The organism is Citrobacter sp. GW821-FHT02E08 (assembly GCF_059421685.1).
In genome coordinates this window covers 149,480-171,084 of sequence record NZ_JBWKVL010000003.1, presented here as the reverse complement: position 1 = coordinate 171,084, position 21,605 = coordinate 149,480, and the positions used below count along the sequence as shown (strand labels likewise).

General features: G+C 54.0%; 21 protein-coding genes. 9 read left to right on the top strand and 12 right to left on the bottom strand.

Annotation, left to right across the window (positions count from 1 at the left end):
* Positions 1 to 77: 77 nt before the first annotated feature.
* From yiaY to AC07UY_RS05170, 6 genes are all read right to left on the bottom strand, one after another.
* Positions 78 to 1,229 carry an L-threonine dehydrogenase gene (yiaY, locus tag AC07UY_RS05195; protein WP_203359603.1) on the bottom strand — a complete coding sequence of 384 codons (1,152 nt, stop codon included), beginning with the start codon at positions 1,227 to 1,229 and terminating at the stop codon, positions 78 to 80.
* A 190-nt stretch (positions 1,230 to 1,419) separates the two neighbouring features.
* On the bottom strand, positions 1,420 to 3,267 hold the full coding sequence (gene selB, locus AC07UY_RS05190; protein WP_494700866.1) for a selenocysteine-specific translation elongation factor: 1,848 nt from the start codon (positions 3,265 to 3,267) through the stop codon (positions 1,420 to 1,422).
* Positions 3,264 to 4,655 (bottom strand): L-seryl-tRNA(Sec) selenium transferase, encoded by a 1,392-nt coding sequence (gene selA, locus AC07UY_RS05185; protein WP_494700867.1) that lies wholly within the window; start codon positions 4,653 to 4,655, stop codon positions 3,264 to 3,266. The genes selB and selA overlap by 4 nt, the downstream gene beginning before the upstream one ends.
* A gap of 99 nt (positions 4,656 to 4,754) precedes the next feature.
* Positions 4,755 to 5,363: a glutathione S-transferase gene (locus AC07UY_RS05180; RefSeq protein ID WP_494700868.1), complete on the bottom strand. Its 609-nt coding sequence runs from the start codon at positions 5,361 to 5,363 to the stop codon at positions 4,755 to 4,757.
* A 91-nt stretch (positions 5,364 to 5,454) separates the two neighbouring features.
* Positions 5,455 to 6,591, bottom strand: coding sequence for an HlyD family secretion protein (locus AC07UY_RS05175; RefSeq protein WP_203359599.1), 1,137 nt, complete (start codon positions 6,589 to 6,591; stop codon positions 5,455 to 5,457).
* Positions 6,592 to 6,593: 2 nt separating this feature from the next.
* Positions 6,594 to 6,956, bottom strand: a complete 363-nt coding sequence (locus AC07UY_RS05170; protein ID WP_203361187.1) for a DUF3302 domain-containing protein — start codon at positions 6,954 to 6,956, stop codon at positions 6,594 to 6,596.
* A 535-nt stretch (positions 6,957 to 7,491) separates the two neighbouring features.
* Here AC07UY_RS05170 and mtlA point away from each other — a divergent pair.
* From mtlA to mtlR, 3 genes are all read left to right on the top strand, one after another.
* Entirely contained in the window at positions 7,492 to 9,408 is a 1,917-nt protein-coding gene (gene mtlA, locus AC07UY_RS05165) for a PTS mannitol transporter subunit IICBA (RefSeq protein WP_494659632.1), read from the top strand.
* 143 nt (positions 9,409 to 9,551) lie between these two features.
* Positions 9,552 to 10,697: a mannitol-1-phosphate 5-dehydrogenase gene (gene mtlD, locus AC07UY_RS05160; protein ID WP_276293494.1), complete on the top strand. Its 1,146-nt coding sequence runs from the start codon at positions 9,552 to 9,554 to the stop codon at positions 10,695 to 10,697.
* Positions 10,698 to 10,702: 5 nt separating this feature from the next.
* Positions 10,703 to 11,290, top strand: a complete 588-nt coding sequence (mtlR, locus tag AC07UY_RS05155; protein ID WP_203361186.1) for a mannitol operon repressor MtlR — start codon at positions 10,703 to 10,705, stop codon at positions 11,288 to 11,290.
* A 12-nt stretch (positions 11,291 to 11,302) separates the two neighbouring features.
* On the opposite strand, the gene AC07UY_RS05150 is transcribed toward mtlR, so the two are convergent.
* Positions 11,303 to 11,512 carry a hypothetical protein gene (locus tag AC07UY_RS05150; protein WP_192614120.1) on the bottom strand — a complete coding sequence of 70 codons (210 nt, stop codon included), beginning with the start codon at positions 11,510 to 11,512 and terminating at the stop codon, positions 11,303 to 11,305.
* Between the two features lie 289 nt (positions 11,513 to 11,801).
* Between AC07UY_RS05150 and AC07UY_RS05145 the strand changes: the two genes are divergently transcribed.
* From AC07UY_RS05145 to trmL, 6 genes are all read left to right on the top strand, one after another.
* Complete coding sequence (locus AC07UY_RS05145; RefSeq protein ID WP_203359596.1) at positions 11,802 to 12,164, top strand: YibL family ribosome-associated protein; 363 nt, start codon at positions 11,802 to 11,804, stop codon at positions 12,162 to 12,164.
* Between the two features lie 253 nt (positions 12,165 to 12,417).
* A complete protein-coding gene (gene lldP / locus AC07UY_RS05140) occupies positions 12,418 to 14,073 on the top strand; it encodes an L-lactate permease (RefSeq protein ID WP_203359595.1) in 1,656 nt (551 codons plus the stop codon).
* The gene (gene lldR, locus AC07UY_RS05135; protein WP_192614117.1) at positions 14,070 to 14,846 is read left to right on the top strand and encodes a transcriptional regulator LldR; all 777 of its coding nucleotides are present in this window, start codon (positions 14,070 to 14,072) and stop codon (positions 14,844 to 14,846) included. The genes lldP and lldR overlap by 4 nt, the downstream gene beginning before the upstream one ends.
* Positions 14,843 to 16,033 carry an FMN-dependent L-lactate dehydrogenase LldD gene (lldD, locus tag AC07UY_RS05130; RefSeq protein WP_203359594.1) on the top strand — a complete coding sequence of 397 codons (1,191 nt, stop codon included), beginning with the start codon at positions 14,843 to 14,845 and terminating at the stop codon, positions 16,031 to 16,033. Before lldR ends, lldD begins: the two co-directional genes overlap by 4 nt.
* Positions 16,034 to 16,229: 196 nt before the next feature.
* On the top strand, positions 16,230 to 17,570 hold the full coding sequence (locus AC07UY_RS05125) for an MFS transporter (protein ID WP_490469277.1): 1,341 nt from the start codon (positions 16,230 to 16,232) through the stop codon (positions 17,568 to 17,570).
* A gap of 46 nt (positions 17,571 to 17,616) precedes the next feature.
* Entirely contained in the window at positions 17,617 to 18,090 is a 474-nt protein-coding gene (gene trmL / locus AC07UY_RS05120; protein ID WP_494659629.1) for a tRNA (uridine(34)/cytosine(34)/5-carboxymethylaminomethyluridine(34)-2'-O)-methyltransferase TrmL, read from the top strand.
* 183 nt (positions 18,091 to 18,273) lie between these two features.
* On the opposite strand, the gene cysE is transcribed toward trmL, so the two are convergent.
* From cysE to AC07UY_RS05095, 5 genes are all read right to left on the bottom strand, one after another.
* Positions 18,274 to 19,095, bottom strand: a complete 822-nt coding sequence (cysE, locus tag AC07UY_RS05115) for a serine O-acetyltransferase (protein ID WP_192614113.1) — start codon at positions 19,093 to 19,095, stop codon at positions 18,274 to 18,276.
* Positions 19,096 to 19,174: 79 nt separating this feature from the next.
* Entirely contained in the window at positions 19,175 to 20,194 is a 1,020-nt protein-coding gene (gpsA, locus tag AC07UY_RS05110) for an NAD(P)H-dependent glycerol-3-phosphate dehydrogenase (RefSeq protein ID WP_494659628.1), read from the bottom strand.
* A complete protein-coding gene (gene secB, locus AC07UY_RS05105; protein ID WP_096759097.1) occupies positions 20,194 to 20,661 on the bottom strand; it encodes a protein-export chaperone SecB in 468 nt (155 codons plus the stop codon). The genes gpsA and secB overlap by 1 nt, the downstream gene beginning before the upstream one ends.
* Positions 20,662 to 20,723: 62 nt before the next feature.
* On the bottom strand, positions 20,724 to 20,975 hold the full coding sequence (grxC, locus tag AC07UY_RS05100; RefSeq protein WP_152400605.1) for a glutaredoxin 3: 252 nt from the start codon (positions 20,973 to 20,975) through the stop codon (positions 20,724 to 20,726).
* Positions 20,976 to 21,000: 25 nt separating this feature from the next.
* Positions 21,001 to 21,432: a rhodanese-like domain-containing protein gene (locus AC07UY_RS05095; protein ID WP_494659627.1), complete on the bottom strand. Its 432-nt coding sequence runs from the start codon at positions 21,430 to 21,432 to the stop codon at positions 21,001 to 21,003.
* Positions 21,433 to 21,605 lie beyond the last annotated feature (173 nt).

The following is a 21,605-nucleotide window of genomic DNA, read 5'->3' as shown; positions in this document are numbered from 1 at the left end:
GTAGAGGTACTACAAGGGTAGACGTGGCTGGCGAAATCTTCGCCAGCCTTTTCATGCTTTACGACAAGTATCACGAATTACATGGCAGCACGATAAATCGCCATGATCTCCTCGTGGGTCGCCTGGATCGGGTTGGTCAGACCGCAAGCATCTTTCAGCGCATTGGTCGCCAGTACCGGAAAGTCTTCTTCTTTCACGTTCAGATCCCGCAGACCCGCCGGGATGTTCACCTGCTGCGCCAGTTCACGAATCGCGGCGATACAGGCTTGCGCGCCTTCCGCGTCGCTCATACCAGCCACGTTCACGCCCATCGCCGCCGCGCAATCACGCAGACGTCCTGCCGCAACCTGGCTGTTAAATACCTGAACGTGCGGCAGCAATACGGCGTTACACACGCCATGCGGCAGGTTGTAGAAACCGCCGAGCTGGTGCGCCATCGCATGGACATAGCCAAGAGATGCGTTGTTAAACGCCATTCCCGCCAGGAACTGCGCATAGGCCATCGCTTCACGCGCCTGCGCGTTGCTGCCATCTTCAACCGCAGTCGGCAGATTCTCGGCAATCATGGTGACGGCTTTCAGAGCGCATGCATCGGTAATCGGCGTGGCGGCAATAGAAACGTACGCTTCAATCGCGTGGGTCAACGCATCCATGCCGGTCGCGGCGGTCAGCGATTTCGGCATACCGACCATCAGCGAAGAGTCGTTCACGGAGAGAAGCGGGGTGACGTGTTTATCCACAATCGCCATTTTAATGTGGCGCGCTTCGTCGGTGATGATGCAGAAGCGGGTCATTTCCGATGCAGTTCCTGCCGTGGTGTTAATGGCAATCATAGGCAGCTGTGGTTTCGCAGAGCGGTCCACGCCTTCATAATCACGGATATCACCGCCGTTAGCCGCCACCAGCGCAATACCTTTTGCGCAGTCGTGCGGAGATCCGCCGCCCAGAGAAATCACGCTGTCGCACGCATTTTCTTCAAGCATTTTCAGCCCGGCGGCAACGTTTCCAGTGGTTGGGTTAGGCTGCGTACCATCATAAACCACGCTGAAAATATCACGTTCCTGCAGCGCTTTTTGAATTTCGCCCGCCATACCTAATTTTGTCAGCATGGTATCCGTGACAATTAACGTGCGGCGAAATCCATATTCCGCCATTGTGTTCATCGCGTCTTTCAGTGAATCAGCGCCAATGATATTAACGGAAGGAATAAAAAATGTTGAAGCAGCCATAAAACTATCCTTAATTTCATCAATAAATCAGAAAAGCAGCATACGGAGTAATGTTTACTCAAAATATGATCAGCGTTGTTTTTTTCATAATGATGAAAATAAAAAAGCACATTCGGTTAATAACTGAACATGCTTTATCCAAATCAATGTATTTTTTGTATTAATTTATGTCGTGCATATATTAACCGTATCATTTCTTTTCAGGAAATAATAAAGCATCCCGTAACAGGTGATCATTTCCCCGGCGACGAGTAAAACCAATCCTGTCAAAATACTCCAGAATCTGAATGGCCAGTTTTCGCCCAACATTGAGTCGATCACGGAAATCAGCCGCACAGGTTGATCCTTTTTCCCTATCCAGGTCGCGGATCATATTGGCAAAAGAGACAATCCGATCGTTACGGTAATAACGATCTTTCACGATTGCCGTGATCATCCCCTGCTGCGCAGCTTGTCGTAATACCTGACGCATGTTTTGTTCATCACTTCCGGTTTCCCGCGCCAGATCCCTCACCCACCAGGGTTCATCGCCAAACAGCGATTCGGTTTTGTGCCAGATGACCTGTTGCTCGTCGCTGAACCCGGCTTTGTGATCGGGGAGATGCAACCACCCATGATGGCTATGAATAACGCCGCTTTCCCGCATACGTTCGATCAGCAACAGTACCAGCGCTTCGTCTTCCATTGGCAGCGCCATGCGTCGCAGCCGCTCGCGTCCAGGTCCCGGTTCGTCACGATGCTGCTCATGGTAGGTCGCCAGCGTATCGAGGATTTTACGCTGCCAGCGGGCGGCGACAGGGGCGTTTAACAGGCTGTATCCGGCCTGAATAAAATCAGGCTGATCAATAAGTTGACGCATACCCTCGCCATTGAGTTGGCGGGCCCACGCAAAATCGGGCAGATTGACGGCCCCACGCTCCAGATGAATCGCCAGCGCGGCGCTGTCATCCTGCGCATTTTCCAACGCCGACAGCCACTGTAAATAGTCGGGCTTACGTTTACCGCGGCGCGGCGGATTGAGCATCACAATACGCGCTCCCGCCAACGTGGCGCGCGCGGAGATATCACGCAATACCAAGCGGTCGTTATCAGCAAGCCAGAGCGGAGTATCAAAAACCAGCTCGGCCAGCGAACCTTCCAGCAGCGAGACGCGCCCGGTCACATGGCTGGCGGCATGGTGGATATGCAGTGGCTGCCACTGCGTGAGCGGCGCCTGTTGTTCTAAAGAGACAATGACGCGGGTGAATGCCTCGGGCGGCGCATCGGAGAGCAGCCAGTCGCCACGGTTAAGCTGATCTTTTTCCGCGTCGCCGGCGATATTTAACGCGATACGCTGCCCCGCATGGGCGTACTCAGTCGGCTGATTTTGCGCATGCAGGCTACGTACACGCATCGGTTTATTCACGCCAGTGAGCCACAACGTGTCGCCGACATGGACTTCGCCGCTGAGCGCTGTCCCGGTCACCACCAGTCCCGCCCCTTTCACCGTAAAGGCGCGATCGAGGGCCAGACGGAAACTCTGATTACTTGCATGGGCACGCGTCGATAATTGCTGCAGATGTTCACGCAACGTGTCAATGCCGCGCCCTTCACTGGCGGCGGTCACAAACAGCTCAGCCCCGGAAAAACCATAGTGCGCCAGCGTCGTCTGGATCTCTTCACGCACCTCTTCAATTCGCGCCTCATCCACCCGGTCAGCTTTGGTGAGTGCGACGGTGAGTTGCGGATTCCCCGTCAGTTTTAGGATCTGCAGATGTTCGCGCGTTTGCGCCATTACGCCATCGTCGCAAGCCACCACCAGCAGTGCGTGGTCAATACCGCCCACCCCCGCCAGCATGTTGGACAAAAATTTCTCGTGGCCTGGAACATCAATAAACCCAAGCACGCGACCATCCGCCTGCGGCCAGTAGGCATACCCCAGGTCGATGGTCATGCCGCGCTTTTTCTCTTCAGGCAGACGATCGGCATTCACACCCGTAATCGCCTGTAATAACGTTGTTTTACCGTGGTCAACGTGTCCGGCAGTGGCAATAATCATTTCAACATCAACTCCATAAACCGGGTTTCATCTTCAAGACAGCGCAAATCCAGCCATAAGCGGCCATCGTAAATGCGGCCAATGATTGGCGTAGGTAGCGCACGCCAGCGCGCCGCCAGCGCGTCGAGATGGCTTCCCCGCCCATCATGCGGGGTAAATGTCAGTGCCGCGCTGGGCAACCGATCAACAGGCAGTGAACCGCTGCCAATCTGCGACAGACAGGGCATGACATTGACGGCAAACAGCCCTTCATAATGCGCGGCAATCAACGTCTGTAACCGCTGTGCCTGTGCCTGAATCGCCGCTTCGCTGCGGGTTAACAGCCGCAGTGTCGGTAATTTCTCTGCTAATGCTTCCGGGTGCAGGTACAGACGCAGCGTCGCTTCCAGCGCAGCGAGGGTCATTTTATCCGCCCGCAGTGCACGTTTCAGCGGGTGACGTTGCAAACGGGCAATCATCTCTTTCTTACCGACAATAATCCCGGCCTGCGGTCCGCCCAGCAGTTTGTCGCCAGAAAAACTCACCAGGCTGACGCCAGCCGCAATCAGTTGCTGCGGCATCGGCTCTTTTGGCAAACCATACTGACTCAGATCCACCAGTGAACCACTACCCAGATCCGTCACCACTGGAATATCCCGCTCCATCCCGATGGTCGCCAGTTCAGCTTCATCCACCGAGTGAGTAAATCCTTCGATGCTGTAGTTACTGGTATGCACTTTCATCAGCAGGCCCGTGTTCTCGTTCACCGCCTGGCGATAATCATCTGCATGCGTCCGATTGGTCGTTCCCACCTCATGCAGCGTACACCCGGCCTGACGCATGACATCCGGAATGCGGAACGCGCCGCCAATCTCGACCAGTTCACCGCGGGAAACGACCACCTCTTTGCCGCTGGCCATCGCCGCCAGCATCAGCAGCACCGCCGCCGCGTTGTTATTAACAATACAGGCGTCTTCCGCACCGGTGATGCGGCACAACAGGTCAGCTAACGCCCGATCGCGATGCCCGCGGCCGGCATCATCCAGGTCATACTCCAGCGTTACCGGAGAGCGCATCGCATCTGCGACGGCGTCAATCGCCTCTTGCGCCTGTATCGCACGCCCGAGATTGGTGTGCAGCACCGTTCCTGTCAGGTTGAACACCGGCCGTAACTCACTTTGCGACTCTTTTTCCAGCCGGGCTTTCGCCTCTTGCGCCCAGTTTTCACTCCATACCGGCAATGCCTGCGCGTCCCGAATCATCTCTCTGGCTTCATCGAGCATCTGGCGAAGCAGCTCCACCAGTTGGGTATGCCCGTGAATGTCACGCAAAGAATGAAAGGCGCTATCACGCAATAAGCGATCAATAGCGGGAAGCTGACTGTAAAGCGAACGCGTTTCGGTTGTCATGAAAAAGCCTGGCTGTTGGTGGCCCTCTCCGGTGCGGAGAGGGAGGTAGACATAGGGGGGGATTGTACCGTGAGTTTATTCAGGCGGACATAATACGCGTCAAGCCTTTGGCGGTTCTGTGCGCGCGAAGCTTTCACGACTAAAGAGTGCTTCGACCAGTTTGACTAACTGCGGCCTGTCCACACACCAGCCAGGCGCTACGCGGCGGAAGTTGAGATAACCCACCGCACAGGCAATCGCGATAGTGGCCAGGTTCACCGTATCGGTGGTGATCGTCCCCTTCGCGAGATAGCCTTCCAGCGCATCCAGGCTGCGGTTGATCTTCTCCCGCTGGCGCAGCAGTTCTGTTTCTGATTGCTGTGCTGCGGGTCGCGCCTGTTCACGAACAGAAACCAGCCCAGCGTCCATGATGCCGTCCGCCAGCGCTTCAATCTGCCGAACTTTCAGTGACGCCATCGGTTCACGCGGCAGCATGGCCGGAGCGATATCCAGCAATTCAATATATTCCGCAATGATGGGCGAATCGAACCAGAACTCCCCGTCATCAGTCACCAGCGCGGGGACTTTGCCCAGCGGGTTATAATCCGCCACGCTATTTTCTGCGTTGTAAGGGAGTTCATTAACAAATTCGAAGGTGATGCCCTTTTCCAGCAACAGAATGGAAATTTTGCGTACAAATGGGCTGGTGTAGCTGCCGATGAGTTTCATGTTCAGTCCTTTTTGCCAACAAAAATATCAGTATGGCTCAGGATTGAGCAAAAGGCAGGTGATGCTTATCGCACTCCTGCCTTTCATTTCATTAGTGATCCAAATAGAGATAGTGCATCCAGCTGGTCATGCGCAGCAATACCTTACGCATGACGGACACGTGGGCGAAATGGTCAGAGTAAACAGCCACCTGCGCATAGATACCATCGGGTAATGCTTCTACTTCGGCGTTCGGATCCAAATCAATCAGCGCGAGGACGCCATCCGTTCCCGGTACCACCGTCAGCGACTGTAATACGCCCTGGGCCTGGTAAGAGCCACCGGGGACCACTGGCAAAACGCTGTTCAGTTTGCCGTGAAAAACCTGCCCTGGCAGCGCGTTGAACACCACTTCCGCATCATCGCCCGCTTCAAGACGTAACAATGAGTTTTGGCGGAATTGTGCAACGATTTGCCGTTTTTGCTCAGGGATAAACACCATCACCGGGCGTAACGGTAACGCGGCCGCATAGGTGCCAGGGCGAATAAGCACCTGGGTGACATAGCCGTTGCTGGGCGCGCGAATCACCGTTTGTTCAAGGTTATACCTGGCTTCCGCCAGTTGTGCTCTCAGGCTGACGATCTGCGACTGCTCGCCGTTGACCATACTGTCTAACTGACTCTGAATTTGCGCTTGTTCTGCAACGGAGCCTTTTACCATGGCATCCTGCGCCAGATAGTTTTGCCGCGCATTATCGATGTCGCTTTCAGAGAAAGGATTCACCTTCGCCTGGCTGCCTTTCAGGTAACGCTGATAATCTTTGAACAGCCGATCGCGTTCGGCGGATACCCGCGTGGTATTGGCCTGCGCTTCAGCGAGTTGCGCTTTTAACGTCTGTATATTATGCGTTTCCGTCACCAGGTCAGCCTGCAGGCGATCGACTCGCGCCTGATAACGAACAGGGTCGAGTTTAAACAACACCTCACCCTTTTTAATCAACTGATTATTTTTATCCGTCACTTCGCTAACAATGCCGGTGACCTGCGGCGTAATCGGGATGGAAATAACCGCTTTCTGTGCCGTAAAGGTGTAGGGGTGGTTGTAGTTCATTAAGAGAATGAGCCCACTCACCAAAAATACACCGCCTAATGCTGCCGTTGCCAACGTCCATTGATTGACCGGGATCCTGAAAATCTTAAATACCGCCCACGCCAACGCCACGTAGGTCAACACAATCAGCAGATCCATGATTAGCGCTCCACAGAGGAATCATCGTCGGGGGTTTGTGCCCGGGCCAGTTTTTGTTCTAGCTGTGTAATACGCTCTGACAGCGCGGCAATGTCGGGGTCAGGCTCCTGCCCTGGCGGCCTGGCGTGTGATTGCATGCCCCAGCCTCGTTCTGGCTGATAGAGCGTTGCCCAAATCCACAGAAACGGCCAGATAACATGCAGCGTAAATAAGCTTACCCAGCCTGCCGTATGAATGGCGTCGGCATGAGGGTGATTGCGCTTTTTCGCAATCAAGTAGGGGATATCGTGAATCGCGATGATTCCGTAAAACAGAACCAGGAAAACGAAGATCAGCACTCCCAACGCGAAATAATTTAGAAACATACCTGCCTCGCGTTCACGTTTAATAAGAGTTTTAAATTGCAGGCAGCCGATGACTGTCATGGCTGGTGTTTTGAACATAATTCGAAATTGCCATTTTCGCCATAGCACGAAAAGCTAAATTTTCGGGGTGAGAGGTTGCTCAATTTCAGGGACGTTAAAGTGAAGGGTAGAACCCCTGAAGGATCACGTCCATGCGTCGCCATGGCGAAAATATCTTGTGACTAGCATCACAAAAATTCAACAAACCTCCAAAGAATAAAGGTGACAACCATCACATTTAATTGCCATTTTTTGCCGCTTCGGTCGTTTTGTTGTTTTTTTACACAGTCTTATCGTGATCAATATCACATCAAATACCGCTCCACCCCCTATATTTATGTGACAAAAATCACACAACAGGTCGTCGACTGGACAGTTGAACGATTCAGTGCCAGATTTCGCAGTATCTACAGGGTCCGGCTACCTCTGCCGCCACATTAACAATAATCCTCGGGCTTCCGGCCTGCGCGACAGCAACATAAGAAGGGGTGTTTTTATGTCATCCGATATTAAGATCAAAGTGCAAAGCTTTGGTCGATTCCTCAGCAACATGGTGATGCCAAATATCGGCGCGTTTATCGCGTGGGGTATTATCACCGCATTATTCATTCCAACAGGGTGGTTGCCGAACGAAACGCTGGCGAAGCTTGTTGGACCGATGATCACCTACCTGTTGCCGTTACTGATAGGTTATACCGGCGGCCGTCTGGTCGGTGGCGATCGCGGTGGTGTGGTGGGCGCAATCACCACGATGGGGGTTATCGTTGGTGCGGATATGCCAATGTTCCTCGGCGCGATGATCGCAGGTCCGCTGGGTGGCTGGGCAATCAAACATTTCGATAGCTGGGTAGACGGTAAGATCAAGTCCGGTTTTGAGATGCTGGTGAATAACTTCTCCGCTGGCATCATCGGTATGATCCTCGCCATTCTGGCGTTCCTCGGCATTGGTCCGCTGGTTGAAGCACTGTCCAAAATTCTGGCTGCTGGCGTTAACTTCATGGTTGTCCATGACATGCTGCCGCTGGCCTCTATCTTCGTTGAACCGGCGAAAATCCTGTTCCTCAACAACGCCATCAACCACGGTATCTTCTCACCTCTGGGCATTCAACAGTCCCATGAGATGGGCAAATCCATCTTCTTCCTGATTGAAGCGAACCCGGGTCCGGGGATGGGCGTTCTACTGGCATACATGTTCTTCGGTCGCGGCAGCGCTAAGCAGTCAGCTGGCGGTGCGGCAATCATCCACTTCCTGGGTGGTATTCACGAAATTTACTTCCCGTACGTGCTGATGAACCCACGTCTGATCCTCGCCGTTATCCTTGGCGGTATGACGGGTGTGTTCACACTGACCATTCTCAACGGCGGTCTGGTTTCTCCGGCCTCTCCGGGTTCCATTCTGGCGGTACTGGCGATGACGCCAAAAGGCGCCTACTTCGCGAACATCGCAGCAATCTGTGCGGCGATGGCGGTCTCCTTCGTTGTCTCTGCCATTCTGCTGAAAACCAGCAAAGTGAAAGAGGAAGAGGACGATATCGACGCGGCAACCCGCCGTATGCACGACATGAAAGCTGAGTCTAAAGGTGCATCTGCGCTGACCGCAGGTGATGTCACCAACGACCTGAGCCACGTGCGTAAAATCATCGTTGCCTGCGATGCCGGTATGGGCTCCAGCGCCATGGGCGCCGGTGTACTGCGTAAAAAAGTGCAGGATGCAGGGTTGAGCCACATCTCTGTCACCAACAGCGCAATCAACAGCCTGCCGCCAGATGTGGATCTGGTGATCACCCACCGCGATCTGACCGAGCGTGCAATGCGCCAGGTGCCTCAGGCGCAGCATATTTCGCTGACTAACTTCCTGGACAGCGGCCTGTACTCCAGCCTGACCGAGCGTCTGGTTGCAGCACAGCGCCACAACGTCAACGAAGAGAAAGTTCGCGATCATCTGAAAGATAGCTTTGACGAAGGCGACAACAACCTGTTCAAGCTGGGTGCGGAAAACATCTTCCTGGGTCGCAAAGCGGCGACGAAAGAAGAAGCGATTCTCTTTGCCGGTGAGCAACTGGTAAAAGGCGGCTACGTAGAGCCGGAATATGTTGATGCAATGCTTGAACGCGAAAAGCTGACCCCGACCTATCTGGGCGAGTCTATCGCAGTTCCACACGGCACTGTTGAAGCCAAAGACCGCGTGCTGAAAACGGGAGTGGTATTCTGCCAGTACCCGGAAGGCGTTCGCTTTGGCGAAGAAGAAGACGACATTGCCCGTCTGGTGATTGGTATCGCCGCACGCAACAACGAGCACATCCAGGTCATTACCAGCCTGACCAACGCACTGGATGATGAATCCGTGATCGAACGTCTGGCGCACACCACCAGCGTGGATGAAGTCCTGGAACTGCTGGCAGGTTGTAAGTAAGTCGCGTAGCCCGATGACGCTAACGTTAATCGGGTCTACGTCCTACTCTCTCCCGTAACGGGAGAGGGTTAGGGTGAGGGGGAAAGTTTTGCTGTCCCTCACCCCAGCCCTCTCGGGTAAAAACATTAATGAAGGTTAACACTATGAAAGCATTACATTTTGGCGCAGGTAATATCGGTCGTGGCTTTATCGGCAAACTGCTGGCCGACGCGGGGATACAACTGACTTTCGCGGATGTAAATCAGGTGGTGCTCGACGCCCTGAATGCCCGTCATAGCTATCAGGTTCATGTTGTGGGTGAAAATGAGCAGGTCGAAACCGTTTCCAACGTGAATGCCGTAAGCAGCATTGGTGACGAGGTCATTGATCTGATCGCGCACGTCGATATCGTGACCACTGCAGTTGGGCCGGTGGTACTGGAGCGTATTGCGCCGGCGGTTGCCAAAGGTCTGGTGAAACGCAAAGCGCAGGGCATCGAAACCCCGCTGAATATCATCGCCTGCGAAAACATGGTGCGTGGCACCACCCAACTGAAAGGCCATGTGATGAATGCGCTGCCAGAGGAAGATAAAGCCTGGGTTGAGCAACATGTGGGCTTTGTGGATTCCGCCGTAGACCGTATTGTTCCGCCTTCGGCTTCGGCCACCAACGATCCGCTGGAAGTGACTGTAGAAACCTTCAGCGAATGGATTGTCGACAAGACCCAGTTCAAAGGCGAACTGCCGAACATCCCAGGTATGGAATTAACTGATAACCTGATGGCATTTGTCGAACGTAAACTCTTCACGCTGAACACCGGGCATGCTATAACCGCGTACCTCGGAAAATTGGCAGGTCATCAGACCATCCGTGACGCGATTCTCGATGAGAAAATCCGTGCGGTGGTAAAAGGCGCGATGGAAGAGAGCGGCGCGGTGCTGATCAAACGCTACGGCTTTGATGCGGATAAACACGCAGCATACATTCAGAAAATCCTCGGTCGCTTTGAAAACCCGTATCTGAAAGATGACGTTGAGCGTGTGGGACGTCAGCCGCTGCGTAAACTGAGCGCGGGCGATCGTCTGATCAAACCGCTGCTCGGAACGCTGGAATATGCGCTGCCGCACGCCAATCTGGTCAAAGGGATTGCCGGCGCGATGCACTATCGCAGCGATGAAGACCCACAGGCTCAGGAACTGGCTGCACTGATTGAAGAGAAAGGCCCGCAGGCGGCGCTGGCACAGGTTTCCGGACTGGATGCGAATAGCGATGTCGTTGCCGAGGCGGTTAACGCGTATAACGCAAAGTAATTATGATGCCGTACCAGGCGCAGGGCATCCTGCGCCTGAATAATAGATTGTCAGATATGCAGCCAATAATGGAACAAACCCAGGCCTTTGAAAACCGTGTGCTTGAACGTCTGAATGCTGGCAAAACCGTACGGAGTTTCCTGATCACCGCCGTGGATCTACTCACCGAGGCGGTGAATATTCTGGTACTCCAGGTATTCCGCAAAGACGATTACGCGGTGAAATATGCTGTAGAACCGTTGCTCGACGGCGACGGACCGCTGGGCGATCTTTCTGTGCGTCTGAAGCTCATCTATGGCTTAGGTGTTCTCAGCCGTCCGGAATATGAAGATGCTGAGCTATTGATGGCGCTGCGTGAAGAGCTGAATCACGACGGCAGTGAGTACGCATTTACGGACGACGAAATCCTCGGGCCATTTGGTGAGCTACACTGCGTGATGGCGCTTCCGCCGCCGCCGCATTTCGACACCACTGACCCCAGTTTGTATGCCATGCAAATTCAGCGCTACCAACAAGCAGTGCGCTCAACCATGGTGCTTTCTCTGACCGAGCTGATTTCCAAAATCAGCTTAAAAAAAGCATTTCAGAAATAGCCCGGCGCAGACCTACTGATTTTCGTCCTGCTTTGGCCTGTATATCTGTCGATAATATTCCAGCCGCTGCAGATACATCTCCACATTCGCTTGCGGTATCTCAGTAGGGACAACATTACGCGGCGGCGTTTTATTCAGATATTCCCGGAAAGCCTGACTTGAAGCCATGAAATCTACAGTCTTATCAATAAGAACTGATGCATTCTCACCGATTTTTCCCATGATAAACCCTCCATGAATTCTCCGCGTTTCAGAGACGCGGTTGCCTATTACAGTTTAGGATCAGATGAATAATGAGATTGAGGAAAACGTGCTTAATCGTAAACCGATTAATTAATCTTCACATCCTCCCCTTTTAATCTAAAAATCTTATTTAATCAGTCCACTACGAAAAATAATTAGCATCGTAATACTTACCATGTTTCATTATTTTTATCCCATTAGTTGTGAATAATACCGCTCTGCGGGCATACTATAAGATATTCATCCTATTTCCATCAGAAGCTATCCCATGAAAGAAATTGAAAAAAACGAAATTAAACGCCTCAGCGATCGCCTGGATGCCATCCGCCACCAGCAGGCCGATCTCTCCCTTGTCGAGGGTGCCGAGAAGTACGCCGAACTGGAACAAGAAAAAACAACCCTGGAAGCTGAAATTGCGCGTCTGCGCGACGTTCACAGTCAAAAGCTGAGTAAAGAAGCACAGAAATTGATGAACCTGCCATTTCGTCGTGCGATTACCAAAAAAGAACAAGCTGACATGGGCAAACTGAAGAAAAGCGTCCGTGGTCTGGTGGTCGTACACCCGATGACAGCGTTAGGTCGCGAAATGGACCTGCAAGAGATGACCGGTTTCGCGAAGACCGAATTCTGATCTTCAGCCGGGTAGCAGCCATGCTTACCCGGCCCCTCCGATTGGCCCTACCAATTCCCGCCCAATCCGCTCAGTGGTTCACACTTCCCCAAAATTTCATTACACTAACGTTGCCAATAAATAACATTTAGTTAACCATTCATTGTCATTATCCCTACACAACAATATTGGCAGGACCACTTTTACACAGAATGTGACTTAGAGATGAGCACAGACTCATTGCATTGTGTGCGTGGCCCTCAGGAGACCTGCAATGAATCTCTGGCAACAAAACTACGATCCGGCCGGGAATATCTGGCTTTCCAGTCTGGTAGCATCGCTCCCCATTCTGTTCTTTTTCTTCGCGCTGATTAAACTCAAGCTGAAAGGCTATGTTGCCGCCTCGTGGACGGTGGTTATTGCGCTTACCGTGGCGCTGCTGTTCTACAAAATGCCTGTCGATCATGCGCTGGCCTCCGTGGTATACGGCTTCTTCTACGGGCTGTGGCCAATTGCCTGGATAATTATTGCCGCGGTATTCGTCTATAAAATCTCGGTGAAAACAGGCCAGTTCGACATCATCCGATCATCGATATTGTCGATCTCCCCTGACCAGCGTTTGCAGATGCTGATTGTCGGGTTCTGCTTCGGTGCATTTCTTGAGGGGGCGGCAGGTTTTGGCGCTCCGGTAGCGATTACTGCCGCGCTGCTTGTCGGCCTGGGTTTTAATCCGCTGTACGCAGCGGGACTGTGCCTGATAGTGAACACCGCGCCTGTGGCGTTTGGCGCAATGGGTATCCCTATTCTGGTTGCCGGTCAGGTCACCGGGCTGGACAGCTTTGAAATTGGCCAGATGGTGGGCCGCCAACTGCCGTTCCTGACGATTATCGTGCTGTTCTGGATCATGGCGATTATGGACGGCTGGCGCGGCGTGAAGGAAACCTGGCCTGCAGTCATGGTGGCTGGCGGTTCGTTTGCCATCGCCCAGTATCTGAGCTCTAACTTTATTGGACCGGAGCTGCCTGACATCATCTCGTCACTGGTTTCTCTGGTGTGTCTGACCCTGTTCCTGAAACGCTGGCAGCCGGTACGCATCTTCCGCTTTGGCGATATGGGCGCGTCACAGGTTGATCAGACCCTGGCCCGTACAAACTACACCGCGGGGCAAGTGGTTCGCGCCTGGTCACCGTTCCTGTTCCTGACGGCGACCGTGACTCTCTGGAGTATCCCACCGTTTAAGGCGCTGTTTGCGCCGGGTGGCGCAATGTACCACTGGGTGGTTAACATTCCGGTTCCATATCTCGACAAACTGGTCGCCCGTATGCCGCCGGTGGTACACGAAGCCACCGCCTACGCTGCGGTCTACAAGTTCGACTGGTTCTCGGCCACCGGTACCGCCATTCTGTTTGCCGCATTACTGTCAGTTGTCTGGCTGAAAATGAAGCCGTCTGCCGCCATCCAGACTTTCGGCAGTACCCTGAAAGATCTGGCGCTGCCGATTTACTCCATCGGGATGGTGCTGGCGTTCGCCTTTATCTCGAACTATTCCGGCCTTTCCTCGACACTGGCATTGGCACTGGCGCACACGGGCAGCGCTTTTACCTTCTTCTCACCGTTCCTTGGTTGGCTGGGTGTATTCCTGACCGGATCAGATACCTCTTCGAACGCGTTGTTTGCCGCTCTACAGGCGACTGCCGCTCAGCAAATCGGTGTCTCTGATGTGCTGATGGTAGCCGCCAATACCACCGGGGGCGTTACCGGCAAGATGATTTCGCCGCAGTCCATCGCCATCGCCTGTGCGGCGGTCGGGCTGGTCGGCAAAGAGTCGGATCTGTTCCGTTTTACCGTTAAACACAGCCTGATTTTCACCTGTATGGTGGGCGTGATCACCACGCTTCAGGCCTATGTCCTGACCTGGATGATTCCATGATTGTGATGCCCAGACGCCTGTCGGACGAGGTCGCTTCTCGTGTGCGGGCGCTGATTGAAGAACAACAGCTGGAAGCGGGCATGAAATTGCCCGCTGAGCGCCAGCTGGCCGTACAGCTTGGCGTGTCGCGCAATTCCTTGCGCGAAGCGCTGGCAAAACTGGTGAGCGAGGGCGTGCTGCTGAGCCGTCGCGGCGGTGGGACATTTGTCCGCTGGCAGCATGAATCCTGGTCTGAACAAAATATCGTTCAGCCACTGAAGACCCTGATGGCAGACGACCCGGATTACAGTTTTGATATCCTGGAAGCCCGCCACGCTATCGAGGCCAGTACCGCCTGGCACGCCGCGATGCGCGCCACTGAGATCGATAAAGAAAAAATTAAGCTCTGCTTTGAAGCCACACTGAGTGAAGACCCGGATATCGCCTCACAGGCGGATGTTCGCTTTCATCTCGCCATTGCCGAAGCCTCACACAACGTGGTGCTGCTGCAGACCATGCGAGGTTTCTTCGATGTACTGCACTCTTCGGTGAAACAGAGCCGCCAGCGTATGTATCTGGTTCCGCCAGTGTTTGCTCGTCTGACAGAGCAGCATCAGGCCATTCTCGACGCCATTGTGGCAGGCGACGCGGAAGGCGCTCGTCAGGCGATGATGGCCCACTTAGGTTTTGTCCACACCACGATTAAACGATTTGATGAAGACCAGGCCCGCCAGGCGCGAATCACCCGCCTGCCCGGAGACCATAATGATATTTCCAGGGAGAACAAAGCATGATTATTTCAGCAGCCAGCGATTATCGCGCCGCAGCCCAGCGCATTCTGCCCCCCTTCTTGTTCCACTATATTGACGGCGGCGCCTACGCGGAACACACCCTGCGCCGCAACGTGGAAGATTTGTCTGAGGTGGCACTTCGCCAGCGAGTCCTGAAAAACATGTCTGACTTAAGCCTGGAAACCACGCTGTTTAACGAAAAGCTGTCGATGCCGGTTGCCTTAGCCCCGGTTGGGTTGTGCGGTATGTACGCCCGTCGTGGTGAAGTGCAGGCCGCCGCCGCCGCTGATGCCCACGGCATTCCGTTTACGCTTTCCACCGTTTCCGTCTGCCCGATTGAAGAAGTGGCGCCGACCATCAAACGTCCGATGTGGTTTCAGCTTTACGTGCTGCGCGACCGTGGCTTTATGCGCAACGCGCTGGAACGCGCGAAGGCAGCAGGCTGCTCAACCCTCGTCTTTACCGTCGATATGCCAACGCCGGGGGCACGCTACCGTGACGCTCACTCAGGCATGAGCGGCCCGAATGCCGCACTGCGCCGCTACTGGCAGGCAGTAACCCATCCGCAATGGGCGTGGGATGTCGGCCTGAACGGTCGCCCGCACGATTTAGGCAACATTTCCACCTATCTGGGAAAACCGACCGGACTGGAAGATTACATTGGCTGGCTGGCGAACAACTTCGATCCCTCTATCTCCTGGAAAGACCTCGAGTGGATCCGTGAGTTCTGGGACGGCCCGATGGTGATCAAAGGGATCCTCGATCCGGAAGATGCCCGCGACGCGGTGCGCTTCGGTGCCGATGGTATCGTGGTGTCTAACCACGGCGGTCGTCAGCTCGATGGCGTGCTCTCCTCCGCGCGCGCCCTGCCCGCCATTGCCGATGCCGTTAAAGGCGATATCGCTATTCTGGCCGACAGCGGTATCCGTAACGGCCTGGACGTCGTACGCATGGTCGCTCTGGGGGCTGATACCGTGCTGCTGGGGCGCGCGTATCTATACGCGCTGGCCACGGCAGGACAAGCGGGCGTGGCCAACTTACTGAATCTGATCGAAAAAGAGATGAAAGTAGCAATGACGCTGACCGGCGCAAAAACGATTAGCGAAATCAGCCGCGATTCTCTGGTGCAGGAGCTCGGAAAAAGCCTGCCTGCCGCGCTGACGTCACTAACCCGTGGTGACGCCGCGTAACTCAGCCCCTCTTAACATCCTCTGTTCCCAAATGGCCGGTCTGATTTTCAGTCCGGCCATTTTTAATTCAAAAATAACGATTGGTTAACATTTACACCAAATTAATTTGACAATTTTTTGTGCGATCGCAAATGTATATACAAGCAAATACAAGAGCAATTCACACACATCCAACATCACAACGGGCGAGGGTTACATGGTGTATTCCGGCAAAGTGAATATCCAGCAGGCGATAGATGACACTCCTTTTTCGCGCTTTCACTGGGTGATTATCGTATTGGGATTTCTGGTTCTGGCCATCGATGGATTCGATACGGCGGCGATGGGCTATATTGCTCCCACGCTCTCTGCCGACTGGGGGATTCAGAAGCAGGATCTCGGGCCGGTATTAAGCGCTGCGCTGCTGGGGCTGTCACTCGGGGCGCTGGTTGCTGGGCCAATGTCAGATCGCATGGGGCGTAAGCGCGTGCTGGTCTTTTCCTGTCTGTTTTTTGGCCTTGCCAGTCTGGGCACCGCGTATGCGCAATCGCTGAATATGCTGACGCTCTGGCGGTTCCTCACCGGGCTCGGGCTGGGTGCCGCGATGCCTAACGCCATTACGTTAGTGTCAGAGTTTGCGCCAAAGCGTTGCCGTTCGATGACGATTAACGCTATGTACTGCGGTTTTCCTCTCGGCGCGGCGGGCGGCGGAGCAATCTCTTCCTGGCTTATCCCCCATTACGGCTGGCACAGCGTGCTGCTGGCGGGTGCGATCGCCCCGCTGGTCTTAACCGTATTACTGGTGCTATTCCTGCCGGAGTCGGTCAAATATCTGGTACATCGTGGTAAAGACATCGCGCAAATCAGACGTGTCGCCCAGCGTTTCATCACGGGCAATCTTGAGCAGGTCACCCAATTTTATCTGGATGAAGAACGCACTGCAGACAAAAAGGGCAGCGTGGCGCAACTGTTCAGCATGCCCTGGCTACCCGGTACGCTGATGCTCTGGACGACCTACTTTATGGGGCTGGTTATCTACTACGTGTTACTGAGCTGGATGCCGACGCTGATGCTGGGAATGGGTTACCCTCTCGCGGAATCGGCGTGGCTCACCTCGCTGTTCACCTTCGGCGGTACGGCAGGGATCCTGTTGGCAGGCTGGATGATGGACCGCTGGGAAGCGCACAAAGTGGTCACCACCGGTTTTATCCTGACCATGCTGTTCGCCCTTGCGCTCGGGTTTGAAAACAACCACATCATCCTGTTTGGGGCGCTGATCTTCCTGATGGGGATCACCATGAATGGCGCGCAATCCGGCCTGCAGACACTGGCGGCAACGTTCTATCCTACCCACTGCCGCGCAACGGGTATCGCATGGATGCAGGGGGTCGGACGCTTTGGCGGCGTGGCTGGGACCATGACCAGCGCTCAGTTACTCTCTCTGCAATGGCAGGCCGACAGTATTCTGATGTTTCTCAGCCTGCCAGCGCTCGTGGCCGCTGCCGCCACGCTTTATAAGTTGCAACGCTACAAGCTACAACGTCTGACCGTCGCATAATACTCGTGATTTCTGCTATTCTGCCCCCCGCACTCAAGGGGGCAGTATGCTAAACATCGTTCTATTCGAACCAGAAATCCCGCCAAATACGGGCAACATCATTCGTCTTTGCGCCAATACCGGCTTTCGTCTGCACATTATTGAACCGATGGGGTTCACATGGGATGACAAGCGCTTGCGCCGCGCAGGACTGGATTATCATGAGTTCGCCGCGGTAAAACGCCACCACGATTACGACGCTTTTGTGGCGGCGGAAAATCCCCAGCGTCTGTTTGCACTGACCACCAAAGGGACACCGGCACACAGCGCAGTCAGCTATCAGGATGGCGATTATTTGATGTTTGGTCCGGAAACACGAGGTCTGCCCGCCAGCATTCTTGATGCCCTACCCGCTGAACAAAAAATTCGCATTCCAATGATGCCGGACAGCCGCAGCATGAACCTGTCAAATGCAGTGTCAGTGGTGGTGTATGAAGCGTGGAGACAGTTGGGGTATCCTGGGGCGGTATTGCGTAGTTGATTTTTGTCGGATGGCGGCTGACGCCTTATCCGACCTGTGAACGCATTTGCCATTTATTTTTCGGGCGTTATCGGCGCAGTCAGATTGGACACGGACTGCGCGCAGCCACCGGAGCGTACACGCAGTACGTGAGGATGGTGAGCACAGCCCGGGTTCAGGATGACAAGTAAGATAGCCCGAAAGTCAGATACCGTCGCCGAACTCAAACGTATGGTGTATCCCATTGAAATGCTGATCCATATCCATGGACGGCTTATCGCTGTCAGGTTTGCCGACAATACGTGCCGGAACGCCTGCGGCGGTGGTGTGCGGCGGAACAGGCTGCAATACGACGGAACCTGCGCCAATCTTCGCGCCGCGCCCGACTTCAATATTACCGAGGATTTTCGCCCCCGCGCCAATCATCACGCCTTCACGAATTTTCGGATGACGGTCGCCGCCCGATTTACCGGTCCCGCCCAGCGTAACGGATTGCAGGATGGAGACGTCGTTTTCAATGACCGCTGTTTCACCTACCACAATACCGGTAGCGTGATCGAGCATAATCCCACGGCCAATTTTTGCCGCCGGGTGAATATCGACCTGGAAGCTCACTGATACCTGATTTTGCAAGAAAATCGCCAGCGCTCGCCGACCTTCATTCCACAGCCAGTGGCCAATACGGTACGCCTGCAGGGCGTGAAAACCCTTCAGGTACAAAAGCGGGGTTGAGTATTTATCGACCGCCGGGTCGCGAGTGCGCACCGCCTGAATATCGCAGGCCGCCGAGGCGATCATTTCCGGGTCTGCCGCGTAGGCTTCTTCCACCACTTCACGTATGGCTATCGCGGGCATGATGGGCGAAGCCAGTTTATTCGCCAGCATATAACTGAGCGCACTGCCCAGATTCTCATGCTTGAGTAGCGTGGCGTGGTAAAAACTGGCCAGCATCGGCTCACAGTCCGCAAGTTGACGGGCTTCGGCTTTAATATTGTTCCAGACGATATCCAGTTCTTCGCACGGCATTGCAGACTCCAGGTATTGAGGCTAACGACCGGCCCGTTCTTCGCGGGCCGGGTCATTTTGTGATGACAGATCCTTGCGGCTAGTGGCGGCTCAGCTCATCCTTGCGTGCGCGACCTAATAACGTCAATGCTGCCTCGCGCGCGTTTTTTCCGCAATACAATACTTGATAAATTTCCTCGGTTATTGGCATTTCGACACCAAAACGGTGCGCCAATTCACGAACTTCTTTCGTATTGCGATAGCCTTCAACCACCTGGCCAATCTTGTCCTGCGCACCCTGAACATCCATGCCCTGTCCGAGCATCATGCCAAAGCGGCGGTTACGCGACTGGTTGTCAGTACAGGTCAGTACCAGATCGCCTAACCCAGCCATCCCCATAAAGGTGGTCGGATCGGCGCCCAGAGCGGCCCCCAAACGTGACATTTCGGTCAGCCCACGGGTGATAAGCGCAGTACGCGCATTGGCGCCAAAACCGATACCGTCGGACATTCCCGCGCCAATCGCAATGACGTTTTTCACCGCGCCGCCAAGCTGTACGCCAATGAAATCCGGGTTGTTGTAGACACGGAAACTTTTACCGCAGTGCAGCAATTGCTGCAGATCGTCAGCAAACGTGTCATCCGTTGAGGCCAGGGAAATCGCCGTTGGTAAACCTGCGGCCAGCTCTTTGGCAAACGTTGGGCCAGAGATCACTGCAAGTGGAATTTCCGGTCCTAACGCTTCGCGCGCGACATCCTGCAACAGGCGTCCCGTCTCCGCTTCCAGACCTTTTGTCGCCCATACAAGGCGCGCATCCGGGCGCATCAACGGTTTGATCTGACGCAGCACTTCGCCAAAGACATGGCTCGGCACCACGACCAGAATATTACGGCTGGCCGCCAGCGCAGTGGCTAAGTCACTTTCCAGGAGAAGCGAGTCAGGAAAAGGCACATCAGGGAGGAACGCGACATTGCAACGATCGTGTTCAAGGGTCGCGATATGTTTAGGATCATGGCCCCACAGGACAACCTGGTGGCCATTTCTTGCCAGCGTGATGGCAAGAGCGGTGCCGTACGAGCCGGCACCGATCACAGTCATTGAAGCATTACTTTGGTTCATCAGGCATCCTGATGTTCTTCAGTACCTTCGCCAGTCTGCTGCTGTAAATAGTTCATGAACAGCGCATCAAAGTTGACCGGCGCAAGGTTCAGTTGCGGGAATGTACCGCGGGAAACCAGGCTGGTGATGCATTCGCGGGCATACGGGAACAGAATGTTCGGGCAGTATGCACCCAGGCAATGCGCCATTTGAGTCCCTTCAATACCACTGATGGAGAAAATACCGCCCTGCTGAACTTCACACAGGAACGCTGTTTCTTCACCCAGGGAAGCCGTTACGGTGACACGCAGCACAACTTCATACACGTCATCTGCCAGTTGGGTTGATGCCGTATCAAGATCAAGTTTAACCTCTGGCTGCCAATCTTTCTGGAAAACATGCGGCGCATTTGGCGCTTCGAAAGAGACATCCTTGGTATAAATACGTTGGATCTGGAAAGCCATTTCAGTGTTATTTTGTTCTGACATGTTTAGAAAACCCTTTAATGTTGTCCTTTAATACTGTCTTGATGCAATGTTAACGACGTGCGTTAGCTCAGCAGGGGATCCAGTCCACCACGCGCATCCAACGCATACAAGTCGTCACACCCACCGATATGCTGCGCATCAATAAAAATCTGCGGAACCGTCGTACGACCACTACGCTTGATCATCTCTTCACGCTTAACGGCATCGCCATCAATTGGAAGTTCCTGGAAACTCACACCCTTACTGCTCAGCAGCGCTTTTGCACGATGGCAAAACGGGCAGGTCGCTTTGGTGTAGATTTCAATATTGGCCATGACTTTGCTCCTGTTTACCTACAGCTTACTTACCGCGTACCAGAGGCAGGTTTTCACCACTCCAGCCTGCAACACCTTCTTTCAGCACAAACACGTTCTCAAAACCGGCTTTAATCAGCGCCGTTGCAGAATCCTGGCACTGCATGCCAGAGCCATCCACCACGATAACCGGTTTGTCTTTGTGCTTCTCAAGCTCGCCGACGTTGTTGGCTTTGATTTCGCTTGGCAGCAGGTTAGTGGAGCCCGCGATATGGCCTTTGCGGAAGTCGTCGCGCTGACGTAAATCCACAACAACGGCATCTTCTTTATTGATAAGACGTGTCGCTTCGCCGCGTGTAATTACCTTCACTTTCGAGGTCAGGCCTTTGAACGTGGTGAATAATACCGCCACCAGTAACGCAATCCAGGCGATACTTAGAACAGGATGGCGGCCAACAAATTGCATAATTTCTTGCATGGGGGGTAACAACTCCCGACTCAGTGATTAAAAAAACCAGGGAAGAAGTATACCTGCGCGTTGTCGCAAATACAGCCAGAGCGTGCAATGGATTGCATTTTTGCGGGGTGCTACGGAAAAAAAACCGTAAATCCGCGCCATCCTCAGACCGCTCTACTTCATTCTTTGATCTT

What these genes read in the sequence shown, in the direction of transcription:
- yiaY (WP_203359603.1), bottom strand. Translation starts at nt 1,229, where the DNA reads ATGGCTGCTTCAACATTTTTTATTCCTTCCGTTAATATCATTGGCGCT.
- selB (WP_494700866.1), bottom strand. Translation starts at nt 3,267, where the DNA reads ATGATTATTGCCACTGCCGGACACGTTGACCACGGTAAAACAACGTTA.
- selA (WP_494700867.1), bottom strand. Translation starts at nt 4,655, where the DNA reads ATGACAACCGAAACGCGTTCGCTTTACAGTCAGCTTCCCGCTATTGAT.
- AC07UY_RS05180 (WP_494700868.1), bottom strand. Translation starts at nt 5,363, where the DNA reads ATGAAACTCATCGGCAGCTACACCAGCCCATTTGTACGCAAAATTTCC.
- AC07UY_RS05175 (WP_203359599.1), bottom strand. Translation starts at nt 6,591, where the DNA reads ATGGATCTGCTGATTGTGTTGACCTACGTGGCGTTGGCGTGGGCGGTA.
- AC07UY_RS05170 (WP_203361187.1), bottom strand. Translation starts at nt 6,956, where the DNA reads ATGTTTCTAAATTATTTCGCGTTGGGAGTGCTGATCTTCGTTTTCCTG.
- mtlA (WP_494659632.1), top strand. Translation starts at nt 7,492, where the DNA reads ATGTCATCCGATATTAAGATCAAAGTGCAAAGCTTTGGTCGATTCCTC.
- mtlD (WP_276293494.1), top strand. Translation starts at nt 9,552, where the DNA reads ATGAAAGCATTACATTTTGGCGCAGGTAATATCGGTCGTGGCTTTATC.
- mtlR (WP_203361186.1), top strand. Translation starts at nt 10,703, where the DNA reads ATGCCGTACCAGGCGCAGGGCATCCTGCGCCTGAATAATAGATTGTCA.
- AC07UY_RS05150 (WP_192614120.1), bottom strand. Translation starts at nt 11,512, where the DNA reads ATGGGAAAAATCGGTGAGAATGCATCAGTTCTTATTGATAAGACTGTA.
- AC07UY_RS05145 (WP_203359596.1), top strand. Translation starts at nt 11,802, where the DNA reads ATGAAAGAAATTGAAAAAAACGAAATTAAACGCCTCAGCGATCGCCTG.
- lldP (WP_203359595.1), top strand. Translation starts at nt 12,418, where the DNA reads ATGAATCTCTGGCAACAAAACTACGATCCGGCCGGGAATATCTGGCTT.
- lldR (WP_192614117.1), top strand. Translation starts at nt 14,070, where the DNA reads ATGATTGTGATGCCCAGACGCCTGTCGGACGAGGTCGCTTCTCGTGTG.
- lldD (WP_203359594.1), top strand. Translation starts at nt 14,843, where the DNA reads ATGATTATTTCAGCAGCCAGCGATTATCGCGCCGCAGCCCAGCGCATT.
- AC07UY_RS05125 (WP_490469277.1), top strand. Translation starts at nt 16,230, where the DNA reads ATGGTGTATTCCGGCAAAGTGAATATCCAGCAGGCGATAGATGACACT.
- trmL (WP_494659629.1), top strand. Translation starts at nt 17,617, where the DNA reads ATGCTAAACATCGTTCTATTCGAACCAGAAATCCCGCCAAATACGGGC.
- cysE (WP_192614113.1), bottom strand. Translation starts at nt 19,095, where the DNA reads ATGCCGTGCGAAGAACTGGATATCGTCTGGAACAATATTAAAGCCGAA.
- gpsA (WP_494659628.1), bottom strand. Translation starts at nt 20,194, where the DNA reads ATGAACCAAAGTAATGCTTCAATGACTGTGATCGGTGCCGGCTCGTAC.
- secB (WP_096759097.1), bottom strand. Translation starts at nt 20,661, where the DNA reads ATGTCAGAACAAAATAACACTGAAATGGCTTTCCAGATCCAACGTATT.
- grxC (WP_152400605.1), bottom strand. Translation starts at nt 20,975, where the DNA reads ATGGCCAATATTGAAATCTACACCAAAGCGACCTGCCCGTTTTGCCAT.
- AC07UY_RS05095 (WP_494659627.1), bottom strand. Translation starts at nt 21,432, where the DNA reads ATGCAAGAAATTATGCAATTTGTTGGCCGCCATCCTGTTCTAAGTATC.